General features: G+C 71.3%; 17 protein-coding genes and 1 rRNA gene. 4 read left to right on the plus strand and 14 right to left on the minus strand.

Translation table 11 applies throughout. The annotated features are described in order from the left end of the window. Positions 1-9: 9 nt before the first annotated feature. Genes hemB through NMK44_RS24445 form a run of 5 tightly spaced genes read right to left on the minus strand, consistent with a single transcriptional unit; the run spans position 10 to position 5,936 of the window. Complete coding sequence (hemB, locus tag NMK44_RS24425) at positions 10-1,014, minus strand: porphobilinogen synthase (RefSeq protein WP_254746510.1); 1,005 nt, start codon at positions 1,012-1,014, stop codon at positions 10-12. Next, the gene (locus NMK44_RS24430; RefSeq protein WP_254746512.1) at positions 1,011-2,675 is read right to left on the minus strand and encodes a bifunctional uroporphyrinogen-III C-methyltransferase/uroporphyrinogen-III synthase; all 1,665 of its coding nucleotides are present in this window, start codon (positions 2,673-2,675) and stop codon (positions 1,011-1,013) included. The genes hemB and NMK44_RS24430 overlap by 4 nt, the downstream gene beginning before the upstream one ends. Then, positions 2,672-3,670, minus strand: coding sequence for a hydroxymethylbilane synthase (gene hemC, locus NMK44_RS24435; RefSeq protein ID WP_254746514.1), 999 nt, complete (start codon positions 3,668-3,670; stop codon positions 2,672-2,674). Before hemC ends, NMK44_RS24430 begins: the two co-directional genes overlap by 4 nt. Next, a complete protein-coding gene (locus tag NMK44_RS24440) occupies positions 3,667-5,133 on the minus strand; it encodes a glutamyl-tRNA reductase (RefSeq protein WP_254746516.1) in 1,467 nt (488 codons plus the stop codon). The genes hemC and NMK44_RS24440 overlap by 4 nt, the downstream gene beginning before the upstream one ends. Next, a complete protein-coding gene (locus tag NMK44_RS24445; protein WP_254746518.1) occupies positions 5,130-5,936 on the minus strand; it encodes a redox-sensing transcriptional repressor Rex in 807 nt (268 codons plus the stop codon). The genes NMK44_RS24440 and NMK44_RS24445 overlap by 4 nt, the downstream gene beginning before the upstream one ends. A gap of 306 nt (positions 5,937-6,242) precedes the next feature. Between NMK44_RS24445 and NMK44_RS24450 the strand changes: the two genes are divergently transcribed. From NMK44_RS24450 to NMK44_RS24465, 4 genes are all read left to right on the plus strand, one after another. After that, complete coding sequence (locus NMK44_RS24450; protein ID WP_254746520.1) at positions 6,243-6,530, plus strand: glutaredoxin family protein; 288 nt, start codon at positions 6,243-6,245, stop codon at positions 6,528-6,530. Between the two features lie 100 nt (positions 6,531-6,630). Further along, on the plus strand, positions 6,631-7,554 hold the full coding sequence (locus NMK44_RS24455) for an HAD family hydrolase (protein WP_254746523.1): 924 nt from the start codon (positions 6,631-6,633) through the stop codon (positions 7,552-7,554). Between the two features lie 496 nt (positions 7,555-8,050). Continuing rightward, on the plus strand, positions 8,051-8,857 hold the full coding sequence (locus tag NMK44_RS24460; protein WP_254746526.1) for an ECF subfamily RNA polymerase sigma factor, BldN family: 807 nt from the start codon (positions 8,051-8,053) through the stop codon (positions 8,855-8,857). A gap of 217 nt (positions 8,858-9,074) precedes the next feature. Then, positions 9,075-10,301 (plus strand): DUF5667 domain-containing protein, encoded by a 1,227-nt coding sequence (locus tag NMK44_RS24465; RefSeq protein WP_254746528.1) that lies wholly within the window; start codon positions 9,075-9,077, stop codon positions 10,299-10,301. A 109-nt stretch (positions 10,302-10,410) separates the two neighbouring features. Here NMK44_RS24465 and NMK44_RS24470 read toward each other — a convergent pair whose 3' ends face one another. The 9 genes from NMK44_RS24470 to rrf form a co-directional block, all read right to left on the minus strand. Then, the gene (locus NMK44_RS24470; protein WP_254746531.1) at positions 10,411-11,472 is read right to left on the minus strand and encodes a lysophospholipid acyltransferase family protein; all 1,062 of its coding nucleotides are present in this window, start codon (positions 11,470-11,472) and stop codon (positions 10,411-10,413) included. A 14-nt stretch (positions 11,473-11,486) separates the two neighbouring features. Further along, the gene (locus tag NMK44_RS24475) at positions 11,487-12,533 is read right to left on the minus strand and encodes an NAD-dependent epimerase/dehydratase family protein (RefSeq protein ID WP_254746552.1); all 1,047 of its coding nucleotides are present in this window, start codon (positions 12,531-12,533) and stop codon (positions 11,487-11,489) included. A 226-nt stretch (positions 12,534-12,759) separates the two neighbouring features. Beyond that, positions 12,760-12,858, minus strand: a complete 99-nt coding sequence (locus NMK44_RS24480; protein ID WP_003948845.1) for a 30S ribosomal protein bS22 — start codon at positions 12,856-12,858, stop codon at positions 12,760-12,762. A 129-nt stretch (positions 12,859-12,987) separates the two neighbouring features. Next, positions 12,988-13,197, minus strand: coding sequence for a helix-turn-helix domain-containing protein (locus NMK44_RS24485; protein ID WP_014053989.1), 210 nt, complete (start codon positions 13,195-13,197; stop codon positions 12,988-12,990). 128 nt (positions 13,198-13,325) lie between these two features. Further along, entirely contained in the window at positions 13,326-14,141 is an 816-nt protein-coding gene (locus NMK44_RS24490) for a phosphatase (RefSeq protein ID WP_254746555.1), read from the minus strand. An 82-nt stretch (positions 14,142-14,223) separates the two neighbouring features. Beyond that, positions 14,224-15,396 (minus strand): acetoin utilization protein AcuC, encoded by a 1,173-nt coding sequence (locus tag NMK44_RS24495; RefSeq protein ID WP_254746558.1) that lies wholly within the window; start codon positions 15,394-15,396, stop codon positions 14,224-14,226. Then, entirely contained in the window at positions 15,365-16,597 is a 1,233-nt protein-coding gene (locus tag NMK44_RS24500) for an MFS transporter (RefSeq protein WP_254746561.1), read from the minus strand. Before NMK44_RS24500 ends, NMK44_RS24495 begins: the two co-directional genes overlap by 32 nt. Before the next feature lie 25 nt (positions 16,598-16,622). Next, entirely contained in the window at positions 16,623-17,279 is a 657-nt protein-coding gene (locus tag NMK44_RS24505) for an HAD family hydrolase (RefSeq protein ID WP_254746564.1), read from the minus strand. 89 nt (positions 17,280-17,368) lie between these two features. Continuing rightward, positions 17,369-17,485 (minus strand): 5S ribosomal RNA (rrf, locus tag NMK44_RS24510). Position 17,486: the final 1 nt, after the last annotated feature.

Raw genomic sequence — 17,486 nt, forward strand, 5'->3', positions numbered from 1 at the left:
GGCCCGGGGTTACTCCCCGCGGTTCAGCCGCTGGGCGGCCTCGGTGGCCCAGTAGGTGAGGATCATCCCGGCGCCCGCGCGCCGCACGGACGTCAGGGTCTCCGTGATCGCCCGGTCGCGGTCGATCCAGCCGTTGGCCGCGGCCGCCTCGACCATCGCGTACTCACCGGAGATCTGGTACGCCGCCACCGGTACGTCCACCGCGTCGGCGATCCGCCGCAGGATGTCCAGGTAGGGCAGCGCGGGCTTCACCATGACCATGTCCGCGCCCTCGGCGAGGTCCAGCTCCAGTTCCCGCAGCGCCTCACGGGCGTTGGGGGTGTCCTGCTGGTAGGTCTTGCGGTCGCCCTTGAGCGAGGAGCCGACCGCCTCACGGAAGGGACCGTAGAAGGCGGAGGCGTACTTGGCGGTGTAGGCCAGGATCGAGACGTCCTGGTACCCGGCGCCGTCCAGGGCCTCGCGGACCACGCCGACCTGGCCGTCCATCATCCCGCTGGGGCCCACCGTGTGGACGCCCGCGTCCGCCTGCACCCGCGCCATCTCGGCGTAGCGCTCCAGCGTGGCGTCGTTGTCCACCCGGCCCTCGGCGTCCAGGACACCGCAGTGGCCATGGTCGGTGTGCTCGTCCAGGCACAGGTCCGACATGATCACCAGGTCGTCGCCGACCTCGGCCCGGACATCCCGGATGGCGACCTGGAGGATGCCGTCCGGATCGGTGCCGGGCGTACCGACGGCGTCCTTCTTGGCCTCCTCCGGCACTCCGAACAGCATGATCCCGCCGATACCCGCCTCGACGGCCTCGGCGGCCGCCTTCCGCAGGGTCTCCCGGGTGTGCTGGACCACGCCCGGCATCGACGCCAGCGGCACCGGCTCGCTCACGCCCTCCCGCACGAACGCGGGCAGGATCAGCTCCGCCGGGTGCAGCCGGGTCTCGGCGACCATCCGCCGCATCGCCGGTGTGGTGCGCAGCCGACGCGGCCGCGCCCCCGGGAAACCGCCGTACCTGGCTGTCACGAGCGTGCCCTCCTCCTCGATCCCGGCCGCCGCTCGCTGGGGCGGGTGACCGGATCCCCGTTCTCGATCGCGGCCTGGCGCCGCGCGGTCCCGAAGTCCGCGAGCGCCTCGGCCAGCTTGAGCACCGAGGGCTCGGGCGACAGGACGTCCACCCGCAGACCGTGCTCCTCCGCGGTCTTCGCGGTGGCCGGGCCGATACAGGCGATGACGGTGACGTTGTGCGGCTTGCCCGCGATGCCGACCAGGTTCCGCACGGTGGACGACGAGGTGAACAGCACCGCGTCGAACCCGCCGCCCTTGATGGCCTCACGGGTCTCGGCCGGCGGCGGCGAGGCGCGCACGGTCCGGTACGCGGTGACGTCGTCGACCTCCCAGCCCAGTTCGATCAGTCCGGCGACCAGGGTCTCGGTGGCGATGTCGGCACGCGGCAGGAAGACGCGGTCGATCGGGTCGAAGACCGGGTCGTAGGGCGGCCAGTCCTCCAGCAGCCCGGCCGCGGACTGCTCACCGCTGGGCACCAGATCCGGCTTGACGCCGAACTCGATCAGCGACTTGGCGGTCTGCTCACCGACGGCCGCGACCTTGATCCCGGCGAACGCGCGGGCGTCGAGCCCGTACTCCTCGAACTTCTCGCGCACCGCCTTGACCGCGTTGACCGAGGTGAAGGCGATCCACTCGTAGCGCCCGGTGACCAGGCCCTTGACCGCGCGCTCCATCTGCTGCGGGGTGCGCGGCGGTTCGACGGCGATGGTCGGCACCTCACTGGGCACCGCGCCATAGCTGCGCAGCTGGTCGGAGAGCGAGGCGGCCTGCTCCTTGGTCCGCGGGACCAGGACCTTCCAGCCGAACAGCGGCTTGGACTCGAACCAGGAGAGCTGGTCGCGCCGTTCGGCCGCGCCCCCCTCGCCCACCACGGCTATCACCGGCTGGGCGCCCTGCGGCGAGGGCAGCACCTTGGCGGACTTCAGCACCTGGGCGATGGACCCGAGGGTCGCCGTCCAGGTCCGCTGGCGGGTGGTGGTGCCCGCGACGGTCACGGTCAGCGGGGTGTCCGGCTTGCGGCCGGCGGCCACCAGCTCCCCGGCCGCGGCGGCGACGGTCTCCAGGGTGGCGGAGACCACGGCGGTGGCGTCGGAGGAGCCGACCTCGCTCCAGCAGCGCTCGTCCGCGGTCCGCGCGTCCACGAAGCGGACGTCGGCGTTCTCGGCGTCCCGCAGCGGCACACCCGCGTAGGCGGGTACGCCCACCGCGGCGGCGATGCCCGGCACCACCTCGAAGACGATGCCCTCGGCGGCGCAGGCGAGCATCTCGTCGGCGGCGTACCCGTCGAGACCGGGGTCGCCCGCGACGGCGCGGACGACCCGCTTGCCGCCGCGCGCGGCCGACATGACAAGATTGGCGGTGTCCCGGAGTACCGGAACATCAGCGGCGCTTGACGAACCGTCAGCGTCCATCTGCTGCGGAGTGCCCTGCACATCCGCGGCCACCCCCGGCCTGACGTGTGCGCGCACCACTTCGAGCACATCAGGGTCGGCGATCAGTACGTCGGCGGTGGCAAGTGCCTCCACGGCGCGCAGCGTCAGCAGGCCCGGGTCACCGGGTCCTGCGCCGAGGAAGGTGACCTGCCCGCAGCCGGGGTGGTTCGGGGCGGTGGGGTTCAAAGTGCTCGCTCCCCCATAAGACCGGCCGCGCCCTTCGCGAGCATCTCGGTGGCGAGTTCGCGACCCATGATCTGAGCCTGCGACACGGCTTCACCAGGCGAAGCGGGTACGGGACCGGTGGTGGACAGCTGCACCAGCGCCGAGCCGTCGGTGGTGCCGACGACGCCGCGCAGGCGCATTTCGGTGACATCCTGAGCGTCGCCCAGCAGGTCGGCCAGCGCGCCCACAGGTGCGCTGCAACCGGCCTCCAGGGCGGCGAGCAGGGTTCGCTCGGCGGTCACGGCGGCCCGCGTGTGCGGGTCGTCGAGCTCGGCGAGCCGGGCAGCGAGGTCCGCGTCGGACGCGGCACATTCGACTGCCAGAGCCCCCTGGCCGGGGGCGGGCAAAATGTGGTCGGCGTCGAGGAGCTCGGTCGCCTCGCCGATCCGCCCCATGCGGATCAGACCGGCGGCAGCGAGCACCACGGCGTCCAGTTCCCCCGAACGCACATAGCCGATACGGGTGTCGACATTGCCGCGGATCGGCACCGTCTCGATGTCGAGGCCGAACGCACGGGCCCATGCGTTGAGCTGGGCCGCGCGGCGGGGCGAGCCGGTGCCTATCCGGGCGCCCGCGGGGAGCTCGGCGAAGGTGAGCCCGTCACGGGCGATCAGCGCGTCGCGCGGGTCCTCGCGCCGCGGTATCGCGGCCAGCACCAGACCTTCGGGTTCGGCGGTCGGCAGGTCCTTCAGCGAGTGCACCGCGAAGTCGATCTCACCGCGCAGCAGCGCCTCGCGCAGCGCGGAGACGAATACGCCGGTACCGCCGATCTGCGCGAGCTGCTCCCGCGAGGTGTCGCCGTAGGTGGTGATCTCGACCAGTTCGACGGGGCGTCCGGTCAGCTTGCGCACCGCGTCGGCGATCAGGCCGGACTGGGCCATGGCCAGCTTGCTGCGACGGGTGCCCAGTCGCAGCGGCGCGGTGGAGGTGGCGGGGGTGGCAGGGGTGGCGCTCATGCCCGGCCTCCCTTCGGGTCGTTCGGTTCGGCTGTGCCGCGTGCGGAGGCGGCACCGGGGCCGCCCGCGTCGGCGCGGCTGACGGCGGCGACCGCCTGGGGGTCGAGGTCGAAGAGCTCACGCAGGGCGTCCGCGTATCCGGCGCCGCCCGGGGTGCTCGCCAGTTCCTTGACCCGCACGGTGGGCGCGTGCAGCAGCTTGTCGACGACCCGCCGCACGGTCTGCGTGATCTCGGACCGCTGCTTGTCGTCCAGGTCGGGAAGACGTCCCTCGAGCCGGGCGACCTCGCTGGCGACGACATCTGCCGCCATGGTACGCAGCGCGACCACGGTGGGCGTGATGTGCGCGGCGCGCTGGGCCGCGCCGAAGGCGGCGACCTCGGCGGAGACGATGGAACGGACCAGGTCGACATCGGCGGCCATCGCCCCGGCGGCCGGGCCCGAGCCGCCGGCCGGGGTGGCGGCGGCCTCGGCGAGCGACTCGATGTCCACCAGGCGCAGACCCTCGACCCGGTGGGCCGCGGCGTCGATGTCCCGGGGCATGGCCAGGTCGAGCAGCGCGACGCGGTCCTCGTCGCCGGGGCCCGCCGAGGGGCAGGCCGCGCGCTGGGCGAGGGCGGTGCGCAGTTCGTCGGCGGTGAGCACCAGGCCGGTGGCGCCGGTGCAGGAGACGACGATGTCGGCGTGCGGCAGCTCGGCGGCCACCCGGTCCCGCGGTACGGCGCGGGCGACCAGTCCGGCGACCCGGACCGTGTCGGTGGCGGCGTGCTGCTCGGCCAGCGACTCGGCGAGCCGCAGCGCCCGCTCCAACGTCCTGTTGGCGATCACCAGTTCTGCCACACCGGCGCGCGCGAGGGTCGCGGCGGCCAGCGAGGACATCGAACCCGCGCCGATCACCAGGGCGCGCTTGCCCGTGGCCCAGTCCGCCACCGGCACCGGTCCGGCCAGCTGCTCCAGGCCGAAGGTGACCAGCGACTGCCCGGCCTTGTCGATCCCGGTCTCGCTGTGCGCCCGCTTGCCGACCCGCAGCGCCTGCTGGAACAGGTCGTTGAGCAGCCGGCCCGCGGTGTGCAGCTCCTGTCCGAGCGCCAGTGCGTCCTTGATCTGGCCGAGGATCTGGCCCTCGCCGACGACCATCGAGTCCAGTCCGCAGGCCACCGAGAACAGGTGGTGGACGGCGCGGTCCTCGTAGTGCACGTAGAGATAGGGGGTGAGCTCGTCCAGGCCGACGCCGGTGTGCTGGGCGATCAGCGTGGACAGCTCGGCCACCCCGGCGTGGAACTTGTCCACGTCGGCGTAGAGCTCGATGCGGTTGCAGGTGGCCAGCACCGCGGCCTCGGTGGCGGGCTCGGCGGCGAGGGTGTCCTGCACCAGCTTCGCCTGCTCGTCCCCGACCAGGGCGGCGCGCTCCAGCACGCTCACGGGCGCGCTGCGGTGACTCAGTCCGACGACCAGGAGACTCATGCCGGCATCACGGCGGGTACGTCCCCGTCAGGTCCCTGCCGGCCGCTGCTGTCGGCGCCGGGGCTGCCCGCGGCCGTCCGGTGCGGGGCCACGGGGGGCTGCGGAACGGCGTCCGCGCCCTCCTCGTGACCGGTGGAGTCCTCGCCCGCCTTGCGCTGCTCGTGGAAGGCCAGGATCTGCAGCTCGATGGAGAGGTCGACCTTGCGCACGTCCACGCCGTCCGGAACGGACAGCACGGTGGGCGCGAAGTTGAGGATGGAGGTGATGCCCGCGGCGACGAGCCGGTCACAGACCTGCTGGGCCGCGCCCGCCGGGGTGGCGATCACACCGATCGACACACCGTTGTCATCGATGATCTTCTCGAGCTCATCGGTGTGCTGGACCGCGATGCCCGCGACGGGCTTGCCCGCCATCGCCGGATCGGCGTCGATCAGCGCGGCGACGCGGAAGCCGCGGGAGGCGAAGCCGCCGTAGTTGGCGAGGGCGGCGCCGAGGTTACCGATACCGACGATCACCACGGGCCAGTCCTGGGTGAGGCCGAGCTCCCGCGAGATCTGGTAGACGAGGTATTCGACGTCGTAGCCGACCCCACGGGTGCCGTACGAACCGAGATAGGAGAAGTCCTTGCGGAGCTTGGCCGAATTGACTCCGGCCGCGGTCGCCAGCTCCTCGGAGGACACCGTGGGCACCGAGCGCTCGGAGAGCGCCGTCAGGGCGCGCAGATACAGCGGTAGCCGGGCGACGGTGGCCTCGGGAATCCCTCGGCTTCGGGTCGCCGGTCGGTGAGTTCGGCCAGTTGCCACGGTGCTCCTGCGGGTAGAGCGGGGCTGCGGGCGGCGCACGGTTCCATGACCGCCCCATCGACAGCAGGCTATGTCTTTGTGAACGCGTGCACAAAGATGGTGTCCGCTTTGTCCGAGCAAAGTGACCGGTGTCACGCGCCTTTTCCGGCCGCGCCCGGAACCACGACCTGCGTCACACCGTTCCCGGCAGGCACATCCGCGCCCGGGGGGCGTCGACGGGAGCACAGGCTCTCACTCCTCACCTTTTTACCCCCGGACACCAACAAATCGCCCACGATCGTAAACGACCCCGAGGACCCGGGCACAATGGCGAGCATGAGTCCCCTGCTGCGCCGCACCCCCCGCAAGAATCCCACCGAGCGCACGGTGACGCTGATCGGCAAGCCCGACTGCCATCTCTGCGAGGACGCCGAGGCCGTGATCGAGAAGGTCTGCGGCGAGCTGGGCACCCCCTGGGAGAAGAAGGACATCACCCAGGACGAGGAGCTGTACCGCAAGTACTGGGAGCAGATCCCGGTGATCCTGGTGGACGGCGCCCAGCACGACTTCTGGCGGGTGGACCCCAAGCGGCTGCGCACCGCGCTGGGCGGCTGATCCGCCGCCGGACCGGCGGCCGCCCCCCTTTCGCGTAACCTGAATCGTCCCGACACCCGGGCGTAACGGGATGGGCCGCACCGCTGGCTATGCTCCCTTCATGGCCGCACTGGGATGGTTCACCCGCCGTCGACGACCCGCCACGGAGCGGAGCGTCCTCGCCGGAGAGGCGTCGGCCGAGGCGGCGCGCAAGTCGTCGGCCGAGACTCCCCCGCCGCAGCCCGCCGCAGAGCCGGAGTTCCCCGTCGTCGGGGACGAACGGGCCGCCGCCTTCTTCGACCTCGACAACACGGTCATGCAGGGCGCCGCCCTCTTCCACTTCGGCCGCGGCCTGTACAAGCGGCACTTCTTCCGCAAGCGCGAACTGGCCCGCTTCGCCTGGCAGCAGACCTGGTTCCGGATGGCGGGCGTCGAGGACCCGGCGCATATGGAGGACGTGCGCAGCAGCGCGCTGTCCATCGTCAAGGGCCACCGGGTCTCCGAGCTGATGTCGATCGGCGAGGAGATCTACGACGAGTACATGGCGGACCGCATCTGGCCCGGCACCCGGGCGCTGGCCCAGGCGCATCTGGACGCCGGACAGCGGGTCTGGCTGGTGACCGCGGCCCCGGTCGAGACCGCGACGATCATCGCCCGGCGGCTGGGGCTGACCGGGGCGCTGGGCACCGTGGCCGAGTCCGTCGGCGGGGTCTACACCGGCAAGCTGGTCGGCGAGCCGCTGCACGGCCCGGCCAAGGCGGAGGCGGTACGGGCGCTGGCGTCGGCCGAGGGGCTGGACCTGGGCCGCTGCGCGGCGTACAGCGACTCCGCCAATGACATCCCGATGCTGTCGATCGTGGGCCACCCCTATGCCGTGAACCCGGACGGACGGCTGCGCGAACACGCCCGGGAGAACGGCTGGCGGCTGCGCGACTACCGCACCGGCCGCAAGGCGGCCCGGATCGGCATCCCGGCGGCGGCCGGAGTGGGCGCGGTGGCGGGTGGCACGGCGGCCGCCGTGGCGCTGCACCGGCGCCGTCGCTGACCGCGCTCCGGCGCACCCCCGCACCCCGGCTCGGGCCGAACCCCGCGGCCCGCTACCACCAGCGGTGACGGCTGCCCGCGACCGAGCGCGCACACGGCTGACCGAGCACGGTCAGGACTGACCGCTGATCGCACTGCGTGACGGCGTGCCCATCGATACGGAGCGTCACCGACCGACCGCGACCATCCTGTTTCAGTCATTCCGCACTTCCTACCCCACAGCGCCCCCGCCAGTCCCCTTACCGCCGGTTTGTCACAACACGCCATGTAATCGCACAGAGTGGGGAACTTTCCGATCAAAATCCGTCCTCCGTTCGATACTTGATGCGTCATCAATCCATAACGGAGTGAACGGAAACGATGATTTGAGCAACGGGGTGTAGTGCTGCCTATACGAAGCGTTATTCTCCTTAGACGCAAACCGGTACCCACGCGTCCCTACGGCGGGTGAACGGTCCCGTACTGCACGTGATGGAAGCTCTGCCTCTGGGAGTCCCGTGTACCCACACGTCGGGGTTGACGCCTCGGGCCTGGCTACGCTGCGCGCAACGGTCCTCGACTGTCTGCGCGGCTTCGTCCCCACCGCGTATGCCGTCCCCGCGCTCGCCACGCCCGCGCCCGCCAGCCCATCCGTCGGCGGGGTCCATCAGCCCGGCCGCGCCAGCTCCTGCTATGCCCTGGCCGACAACGGCGCGGCGGTGGGCAGACGCTCCCGCGGCGGCGCCTCCACCGCCCGCCGACCGAGTGCCGACAGCGACAGCCGCCGGATGATGGACCTGGTCGAGCGCGCCCAGTCGGGCGAGGCCGAGGCCTTCGGCCGGCTCTACGACCAGTACGCCGACACCGTCTACCGCTATATCTACTACCGCGTGGGCGGCCGGGCCACGGCCGAGGACCTCACCAGTGAGACGTTCCTGCGCGCCCTGCGCCGTATCGGCACCTTCACCTGGCAGGGCCGTGACTTCGGCGCCTGGCTGGTGACGATCGCCCGCAACCTCGTCGCCGACCACTTCAAGTCCAGCCGCTTCCGGCTGGAGGTCACCACCGGCGAGATGCTCGACGCCAACGAGGTCGAGCGCAGCCCGGAGGACTCCGTCCTGGAGTCACTGTCCAACGCGGCCCTGCTGCAGGCGGTGCGCAAGCTCAACCCGCAGCAGCAGGAGTGCGTGACGCTCCGCTTCCTCCAGGGGCTCTCGGTCGCCGAGACGGCCCGGGTGATGGGGAAGAACGAAGGTGCGATCAAGACCCTTCAGTACCGGGCCGTGCGCACCCTGGCCCGGCTCCTTCCGGACGACGCCCGCTGACCGGCGTCCAGGGCCGCACGGTGACGGTTCCGGCACGCCCGGTCAGCTCCTCGGGAAGGCGTAACCCCGGTGCTGCGCCGCTCGTTGTGGGGGATGCAGGCGCCTTGTGGTCGTACCCTGCCCGTACCCACTCACTCGATCGGGTGGACCCACGGGTGGGAAGGAACCTTCGGGTGTCCTGGGGAGTCGACCGTCACGACGAGAGGAGGTGCCGCCTGTGATCGCGAACGTATCGGCACACCGGCGGGCGAACGCCTTCGCCAAGGCCCTGGAGGCCCTGGAGGCCCTGGAGAGCAAGCACCAGGCCACCCGGGACGAGACGCCGCACCCACAACCCGGCTCATCGGCGGAGAGCGCCGAGCAGAGACGGATGGTGGCCCTGGCGAGCGGGCTCGGCGAATTGCCGGCACCGGCATTGGACCCCGAGGTCAGGATCACACAGCGGGCCCAGCTGATCGCCGCCATGGAAGCGGCCTTCGCCGAAGGCGCGCCACGCGTGCCCGAGCAGCGCCGCCGCCCCGGCGGCGCCCACCGCGCCAAGCCGCCGGTGTCCAGACTGCGGCCCCGTTCGCGCTGGTCCAAGGGGCTCGCGGCCGGGGGGCTCACGGTCGGGGTCGCGGCGGGCGCGTTCGGCGGGGTCGCCGCGGCCAGTTCGGACGCCCTGCCGGGTGACACCCTCTACGGGTTCAAGCGCGGCATGGAGGACCTGAAGCTGGAGATGGCGGACGGCGACTCCGCGCGGGGCCGGATCTACCTGGACCAGGCGTCCACGCGGATGAGCGAGGCGCGGCGGCTGATGGAGCGGGCCCGTTCCGGTGAGCTGGACCACGATTCGCTGCGGGAGATCCGCCGCGCGCTGTCCGGTATGCGCCATGACGCCTCCGAAGGCCACCGGCTGCTGCACCAGGTCTACGAGCGCGAGGGTTCGCTCGGTCCGATGCAGGAGCTGTCCTCCTTCGCCAAGGCGCACCGCGAGGGCTGGAGCCAGCTCCGCGAGAGGCTGCCGTTGCAGCTCGCGGACGTGGGGGACGAAGTGAGCTCGGTCTTCGCCGCCATAGACCAGGAGGTCGGTCCGCTGCAGCCGCTGCTGCCCACCACCAAGGACCAGCGGAGCCAGTCGCGCCAGCCGGGCGGTGAGACACCGCAGCGCTCCGGCGGGGCCACGGAGGACCGCTATCCGTCCTCGTCCTCGGCCACCCCGAGCGGCGGCCGCACCGGCGAGGCCAGTCGGCCCGGTCCGTCGTCCCCCGCCGTCTCCGAGGACCAGGGGCTGATCGGCGGTGCGGGCGATCTGCTGGACCCGCCGTCGGGCGGGGTGACCCCGAGCCCGTCCCCGGGCCGCGGTGACACCGGCAGCAAGCCGACGCAGCCGGACATCACCATCCCGCCGCTGCTGCCCGACCTGTTGCCGGGCCTCGACCTGGACGGCGACGACACGAGGTGACACGGCCGGGGCCGGAGGACGCGCTGAGCGCCCTCCGGCCCCGCCGCTCTCAGAAGAACACCGGCGGGACGCCCCGGGCTCAGTAGAACACCGGCGGGACGCCCCGGGCTCAGAAGAACACCGACCGCCGCTGCACCAGCAGCTTGTAGAGGGTGTGCTGGATCGTTTCTCGTACCTGGTCGGTGAGGTTGAACATCAGCATCGGGTCGTCCGCCGCCTCCGGCGGGTGCCCGTCCGTCGGGATCGGCTCACCGAACTGGATCGTCCACTTCGTCGGCAGCGGCACCGCGCCCAGCGGCCCCAGCAGCGGAAAGGTCGGCGTGATCGGGAAGTACGGCACACCCAGCAGCCGCGCCAGCGTCTTCGCGTTCCCCACCATCGGGTAGATCTCCTCCGCGCCCACGATCGAGCACGGCACGATCGGCGCCCCCGCGCGCAGCGCCGTCGAGACGAAGCCGCCGCGGCCGAAGCGCTGGAGCTTGTAGCGCTCGGAGAACGGCTTGCCGATCCCCTTGAAGCCCTCCGGCATCACCCCGACCACCTCGCCGCGCTCCAGCAGCAGCTGGGCGTCCTCGGCGCAGGCCAGGGTGTGGCCCGCCTTGCGGGCCAGCTCGTTGACGACCGGCAGCATGAAGACCAGGTCCGCGGCGAGCAGCCGCAGATGGCGCTCGGCCGGGTGGTTGTCGTGCACCGCGACCTGGAGCATCAGCCCGTCCAGCGGCAGCACCCCGGAGTGGTTGGCGACGACCAGCGCGCCCCCGCTGTCCGGGATGTTCTCGATGCCCTTCACCTCGACCCGGAAGTACTTCTCGTACATCGGGCGCAGCAGTGACATCAGGACCTGGTCGGTGAGGTCCTCGTCGTAGCCGAAGTCGTCGACCTCGTAGTCCCCGGTGATCCGGCGGCGCAGGAAGCTCAGTCCGTGGGCGAGTCTGCGCTCCCAGTCGCCACCGCCCGGGGCGCGCCGCGGCGGGTGCGGCGGCACGGGCGGCACCGCGGACGCCGCCGTGGTGGCCTCGGCGGCCTCGTCGGCGCCCCGCTCGAGCTCCTCGTCGCGCTGCTGCGGCACCGGCTTCAACGAGCCCTGGGACCGCTTGGCGCGGCCCGGCCGGGGGCCCTTCCGCCGGGACCGCGGTTCCTCACCGAACGGAATGACCTTGGCATCCGCCATGGTGGCTGCGCTCCTCAGTTCTGGGCGGCGCCGGCGGGCAGCAGCCCGGCGAGCCGGTCGACGGTTCGGGCGAGGGTCTCGGGCGGGAGCAGCCCGGGACCGCGGCTGTGCGCGAAGTCCGCGAAGGCGCCGGCGGTGGTGTGCTCGGGTACGAAGCCCAGGGTCTCGCGCATCTGGTTGGTGGCCACGACCCGGCCGTGGGTGAGCAGCCGGACCTGCTCGGGCGAGAAGTCGGTGACGCCGAGGGACCGCAGCGCGCTACGGGCCCAGCGGAGGGTGGGCAGCAGCAGCGGCAGGGTGGGGCGGCCGAGCCGCCGGGCGGCCTGGGACAGCAGCAGCACCCCGTCCCCGGCGATGTTGAACGTCCCGCTGTTGAGGGTGCCGCGGCGGGGCTCGGAGGCGGCGATCCGCAGCACCTCGATGGCGTCCTTCTCGTGGACGAACTGGAGCCGGGGGTCGTAGCCGATCACGGTGGGCAGCACCGGCAGCGCGAAGTACTCGGCCAGCGGGGAGTCCGCGCACGGCCCCAGGATGTTCGCGAAGCGCAGCACACAGACCGCGACATCGGGGCGGCGCCGGGCGAAGCCGCGGACATATCCCTCGACCTCGACGGTGTCCTTGGCGAAACCGCCGCTGGGCAGCGACTTGGGGGGCGTGGTCTCGCTGAAGACGGCGGGGTCGCGGGGCGCCGAGCCGTACACATTGGTACTGGACTTGATCACGAGCCGCTGTACCGACGGTGCCTTCTGGCAGGCACCGAGGAGCTGCATGGTGCCGATGACGTTGGTCTCCTTGACCGACGCCCGGTTGCCGCGGGCTCCCAGCGGGGTGCCGTTGATGTCCATGTGGACGACGGTGTCGACGCCGAACTCGGCGAGGAGCTTCCCGATCGTGGGGTGGCGGATGTCGGCCCGGACGAAGTCGGCGCCGCCGAGGTGGTGTTCGGGTGCGACGGCGTCCACGCCGATCACCCGGTCGACATCGGGCTCACGCTGTATGCGCCGTACGAAACGGCCCCCCAGCTGGCGTGCGACTCCGGTGACGAGCACGACCTTTCCCAAGATCAGCGCCTTCCTTCCCACCCTCGTCCGAGCCGGGCTGTGCCGAACACCGTAACCGGTCGATGTTGCGCTGTGATGACCACTCGCCGCGCGGACCGGCGTTTTAAGCCGTGGTCAGGGCTGTGACCGGGGTCACGGCCGAGATCGCGGCAGAAGTCGCCATATACACACCGCAGCCCTCCCACCGGCGGTGGAAGGGCTGCGGGACGAACACAGCGTCGCTTGCTTACTTCTTGTTGCGACGCTGGACGCGCGTGCGCTTGAGCAGCTTGCGGTGCTTCTTCTTAGCCATCCGCTTACGCCGCTTCTTGATAACAGAGCCCACGACTACCCTCGCTCACTTCGATTCACTCGGTGCGGGGCGTCCGAGCCCACACGACCTACATCGGGCCAGCCTACCCGGCACCGAGCGAACCACGTAATCCGAGGGCCCTCCCCAGGCCCGGGACCGGACCTAAGCGGACTCCACCCCCACATAGGACTCGCGGAGGTACTCATGAACCGCCTGCTCTGGGACCCGGAAGGACCTGCCCACCCGGATCGCCGGCAGATGACCGCTGTGCACCAAGCGGTACACGGTCATCTTGGACACTCGCATCACCGAGGCAACTTCCGCCACGGTCAGAAACTGAACCTCGTTCAGAGGCCTTTCGCCAGCAGCCATGACACACCTGAACCTTCCGCACATGTCGGGCACCGGCTTCCCCTCCGGTGACTCCTGGTCGCATGCGCGCTCCTCCCCAGGTTAGGGGCGCGTGATGCAAGTGGGGAAGAGGAGTAGCTATCGGACGCCTACTGTGACAGACACGCCCGATTGAGTACATAGCGAGTGAGCGGCCGGTAGCAACCAGGCCGCACAGCGTCATCAAGCGGAACGGCGACCGACACCCGCCCCTCGGCCTCCCCGACGAACAGCGCGGGGTCGTCGGTGTCACCCAGACCCACCGCCTCAAAGCCGAGCTGACCTGCTCCGCAGACCCATCCGTGGTCGCCGATCACCAGCCCCGGCAGAGCGCCGCCGGACGCCGCGGCACAGCCGAGCGCGACCCGAACCGGGAGCGGGGAGTGGCTGTGGGCGCCCGGCTCACTCGGGCCCGGGCGGGCGCCGGGCGCCCGCACCATCGCGACTCCTCGTACGTAGGCGAGCTGGTACATACGTACCCCGAACCGGGTCGTTATGTCGACACATCTACCCTGCCCGGGGGTGAGGATCCGGCATCCGGCCGCCGACAGTGCGGACGCCAACGAGGCGTAGAACCCCAGGAGACGGTGGGGATGGCCGGTGCCGAGCAGCACCGGGAGGCGGGCCCGGGCGACGACGCGCAGCCGGGCCGCGAAGGCATCCAGAGCGATGATCGTCCGCTCGGGATCGATCACATCGTGACCTGAAGTGTGAGAAGGGTTGACCGAAACCCCGCATTTGTCGCCCATCAGCCGAAGCAATTCCAGGAACGACCAGTCGTTCTCGGGCTCCAACCCGAGCAGCACCCGGGGGTCACGGGCCGCGAAGTGCCGGTAGCGGCGCAGGCTCTCCTCCCGGCTGGTCGACACCGGTCCGGCGAGCCGCGCCGCCAGCAGATGCGCACGCAGCGAGGCGGTACTCAACACATCCACGATGCTGGCGGATCATGGCCGTCCGCTGCCGGGGAACGGCCCGAGACCCCACGGTTGGCCTAACGGCGGCCGCCCGCTACGGCAGGAGACCGTGGTGCGGGAACACCGCGCGCCGGGTCGCCAGGATCGACTGGTCCAGCCGGTCCGCCGGGTCGTAGCCGAACTCCGCGAACTCCCGCCAGCGCGGCTCCCGTCCGTCCGTCATCCGCCGCGGCGCCTCCAGCCGCGTGCGCCGGTAGACCTCCCGCCGCCAGTCCTCCGGCACCTCGGTCTCCGGGGCCAGCGGACGCCCGGCCGCGATCGCCACCAGATGCGTCCACGACCGCGGCACCACCTCCACCACCGCGTAGCCGCCGCCCCCGAGCGCGATCCACCGTCCGTCGGCGTACTCGTGCGCGAGCTGGTGACAGCTCTCGGCGACCGCCCGCTGCGCGTCCACGGTCACCCCCAGATGGGCGAGCGGATCCTCGACATGGGTATCCGCGCCGTGCTGGGTCACCAGCGCCTGCGGCCGGAACGCGGCCAACAGCTCGGGCACCACCGCGTGGTAGGCCCGCAGCCATCCGGCGTCCCCGGTACCGGCCGGCAGCGCCAGGTTCACCGCGCTGCCCTCGGCGTTCTCCCCGCCGGTCTCCTCGGGCCATCCGGTCTGCGGGAACAGGGTGCGGGGGTGCTCGTGCAACGAGATCGTCAGCACCCGCGGATCGTCCCAGAACGCCGCCTGCACACCGTCCCCGTGGTGCACATCGACGTCCACGTACGCGACCCGCTCGGCGCCCAGCTCCAGCAGCCGGGCCACGGCGAGGGCGGCGTCGTTGTAGATGCAGAACCCGGAGGCTCCCCCGGGCATCGCGTGGTGCAGACCGCCCGCGAAGTTCACCGCGTGCAGCACCTCCCCGCGCCAGACGCTCTCCGCGGCGCCCACCGACTGCCCGGCGATCAGCGCCGACGCCTCGTGCATCCCCGCGAACGCCGGATCGTCCATCGTGCCCAGGCCGAACGAGCCGTCCGCGGCGGCCGGATCGGCCGACGCCCGCCGCACCGCGTCGATGTACTCCTGGCGGTGCACCAGCCGGAGCGTCGAATCACCGGCCGCCTTGGCGGCCACCACCCCGACCGCGCGATCCAGCCCGTACGCCTCGACCAGGCGCATGGTCAGCGCGAGCCGGACCGGGTCCATCGGATGCCCGGTGCCGAAGTCGTATCCGGTTACTGCCTCATCCCACATCAACTGTGCGCGGCCGCTCATGACCGTCACCGTATCTGGCGGGTACAGGAGCGAACGACCGCGCATACAGCATCGTCGCGAGCACGAGCGCCATCGGCACCAGCATCGCGCCCCGATAGCTCCACGCGCTGCCGAGTGCGCCCACGAGCGGTGAGCCGACCAGGAAACCGACGTAGTTGAAGATGTTCAGACGGGCGACGGCGGCGTCGGACGCGCCCGGGAAGAGCCGCCCGGCGGCCGCGAAGGTCTGCGGCACCAGGACGCACAGACCCAGCCCCAGCAGCAGGAAGCCGACCATGCCCATGGCGGGGCCGGGCGCCGTCGCGACCACCGCGAACCCCCCGGCGGCCAGCAGGGTTCCGGCCCGGACCACCGTGACGGCACCGAACCGCCGCACCCCGAGGTCGCCGAAGGAGCGGCCGAGGAGCGTGGTCACCATGTAGAGGTTGTACGGGAGGGTGGCGAGCTGCTCGGAGCTGTGCAGCACGTCCTCCAGGTACTTGGCGCCCCAGTTGGAGACGGTCGAATCGCCGATGTAGGTGAACGCCATGACCAGGCAGAGCGGCATCAGCGGTTTCATGCTCAGCGACGCGTCGGCGACAGCCGGAGCCGCTGGTGACGCCGTCGGCGACTCCGGCGGGGCCGCCTCCCGCTGGTCCACGAACCAGCGGGAGGCCACGAGCGCGAGGGGGACCAGGAGCGCGACCACCGGTGCGTAGAGCGCGGGCAGCGGCAGCTCCTCGTGGGCGCCCGCCCAGGCCGCGGTGGCACCCGTGATCCCGCCCAGGCTGTACGCCGCGTGGAAGCCGAGCATGATGCTCCGCCCGTACGCGCGTTGCAGGCTCACCCCGAGCATGTTCATGGAGGCGTCGAGCGCGCCGACGGTCAGGCCGAACACCCCGAGCGCGACGGCGGCTTGCCACAGGGCCGTCCCGGAGCCCGCGGCGAGCAGGGCGAGGGAGACGACGGGCTGCACCCAGCGGAGCACCTGGCCCGGTCGCACCCGCCTCACCAGGTACTCGGTGCCGACGCTGCCCAGGCCCGCGAGGACCGGCACCGCGGCGAGGAACGCGGGCAGCAAGCCATCGGATATCCCGTAGCGGTCCTGGAGCGCGGGTATGCGGGTCACCAGCAGAGCGAAGATCGCGCCCTGGACGAAGAAGCTGAGGGCCAGTGCGGTCCGGCCGTGTCTCAGACGCGGGGTCGGGCGCATATCCGTCATGGCCGTGGAGCGTACGGCCAGGCCCCTACTTGTGGGTAGACGCCAGCAGTCGGGGAAGTTCAGCCATGTCGGAGAAGAGGGCCTGCGCGGCCGCCAGCTTGTCGGCCGGGGTCATCGCCGTGAAGCCGTACACGTCCATCTCGGCGGCCACGGCGGCCTGCACACCGAGTGGACTGTCCTCGATGACCGCACAGTGCGGGGGCGCCACGCCCATCCGCTCGGCGGCGTGCAGAAAGAGATCCGGGGCGGGCTTGCCGCGGCCCACGTCCTCGGAGCTGAAGATGTGCTCCTCACCGAAGAGTTCATAGAGCCCGGTCTTCCGCAGGGCGACCCGGATGCGCTCATGACTTCCGGACGAGGCGATACAGAACGGGATGTTGTCGGCGCGGAGCTTCTCCAGCACGGTCCGGACGCCGGCGACCGGCTCCAGCTCACGGCGGAAGGCGTCGAAGACCCGGCTGTGGAAGGTGGAGTCGAAGTCGGCGGGAAGCCGCTGTCCGGTGCGGGCCAGAACCAGTTCATGGATGCGGTGCATGGCAGAGCCCATGTAGTCGCGTATGGAGTCCTCGTAGCTGGTGGGGTGACCCAACTCGGTGAGATAGGCGGCAAGGTGCCGATTGGAGATGGGCTCGCTGTCGACGAGCACCCCATCGTTGTCGAAGATGACCAGGTCATAGCGCATGGCGCCAGACTACAAAGCGGACGCGAACCGGCAACGCAAAAAAGCCCGGTTGGGAGACAATGCTCCCAACCGGGCTTCTTTGAATGATTGTTCGGCGGCGTCCTACTCTCCCACAGGGTCCCCCCTGCAGTACCATCGGCGCTGAAAGGCTTAGCTTCCGGGTTCGGAATGTAACCGGGCGTTTCCCTAACGCAATGACCACCGAAA

Origin of the sequence: Streptomyces cucumeris, assembly GCF_024295805.1 — a bacterium.
Taxonomy (GTDB): domain Bacteria; phylum Actinomycetota; class Actinomycetes; order Streptomycetales; family Streptomycetaceae; genus Streptomyces; species Streptomyces cucumeris.

Coding starts and splice junctions, on each gene's coding strand:
- hemC (WP_254746514.1), bottom strand. CDS start 3,670: ATGAGCGCCACCCCTGCCACCCCCGCCACCTCCACCGCGCCGCTGCGA.
- NMK44_RS24440 (WP_254746516.1), bottom strand. CDS start 5,133: ATGAGTCTCCTGGTCGTCGGACTGAGTCACCGCAGCGCGCCCGTGAGC.
- NMK44_RS24450 (WP_254746520.1), top strand. CDS start 6,243: ATGGCGAGCATGAGTCCCCTGCTGCGCCGCACCCCCCGCAAGAATCCC.
- NMK44_RS24455 (WP_254746523.1), top strand. CDS start 6,631: ATGGCCGCACTGGGATGGTTCACCCGCCGTCGACGACCCGCCACGGAG.
- NMK44_RS24470 (WP_254746531.1), bottom strand. CDS start 11,472: ATGGCGGATGCCAAGGTCATTCCGTTCGGTGAGGAACCGCGGTCCCGG.
- NMK44_RS24485 (WP_014053989.1), bottom strand. CDS start 13,197: ATGGCTGCTGGCGAAAGGCCTCTGAACGAGGTTCAGTTTCTGACCGTG.
- NMK44_RS24495 (WP_254746558.1), bottom strand. CDS start 15,396: ATGAGCGGCCGCGCACAGTTGATGTGGGATGAGGCAGTAACCGGATAC.
- NMK44_RS24500 (WP_254746561.1), bottom strand. CDS start 16,597: ATGACGGATATGCGCCCGACCCCGCGTCTGAGACACGGCCGGACCGCA.
- NMK44_RS24505 (WP_254746564.1), bottom strand. CDS start 17,279: ATGCGCTATGACCTGGTCATCTTCGACAACGATGGGGTGCTCGTCGAC.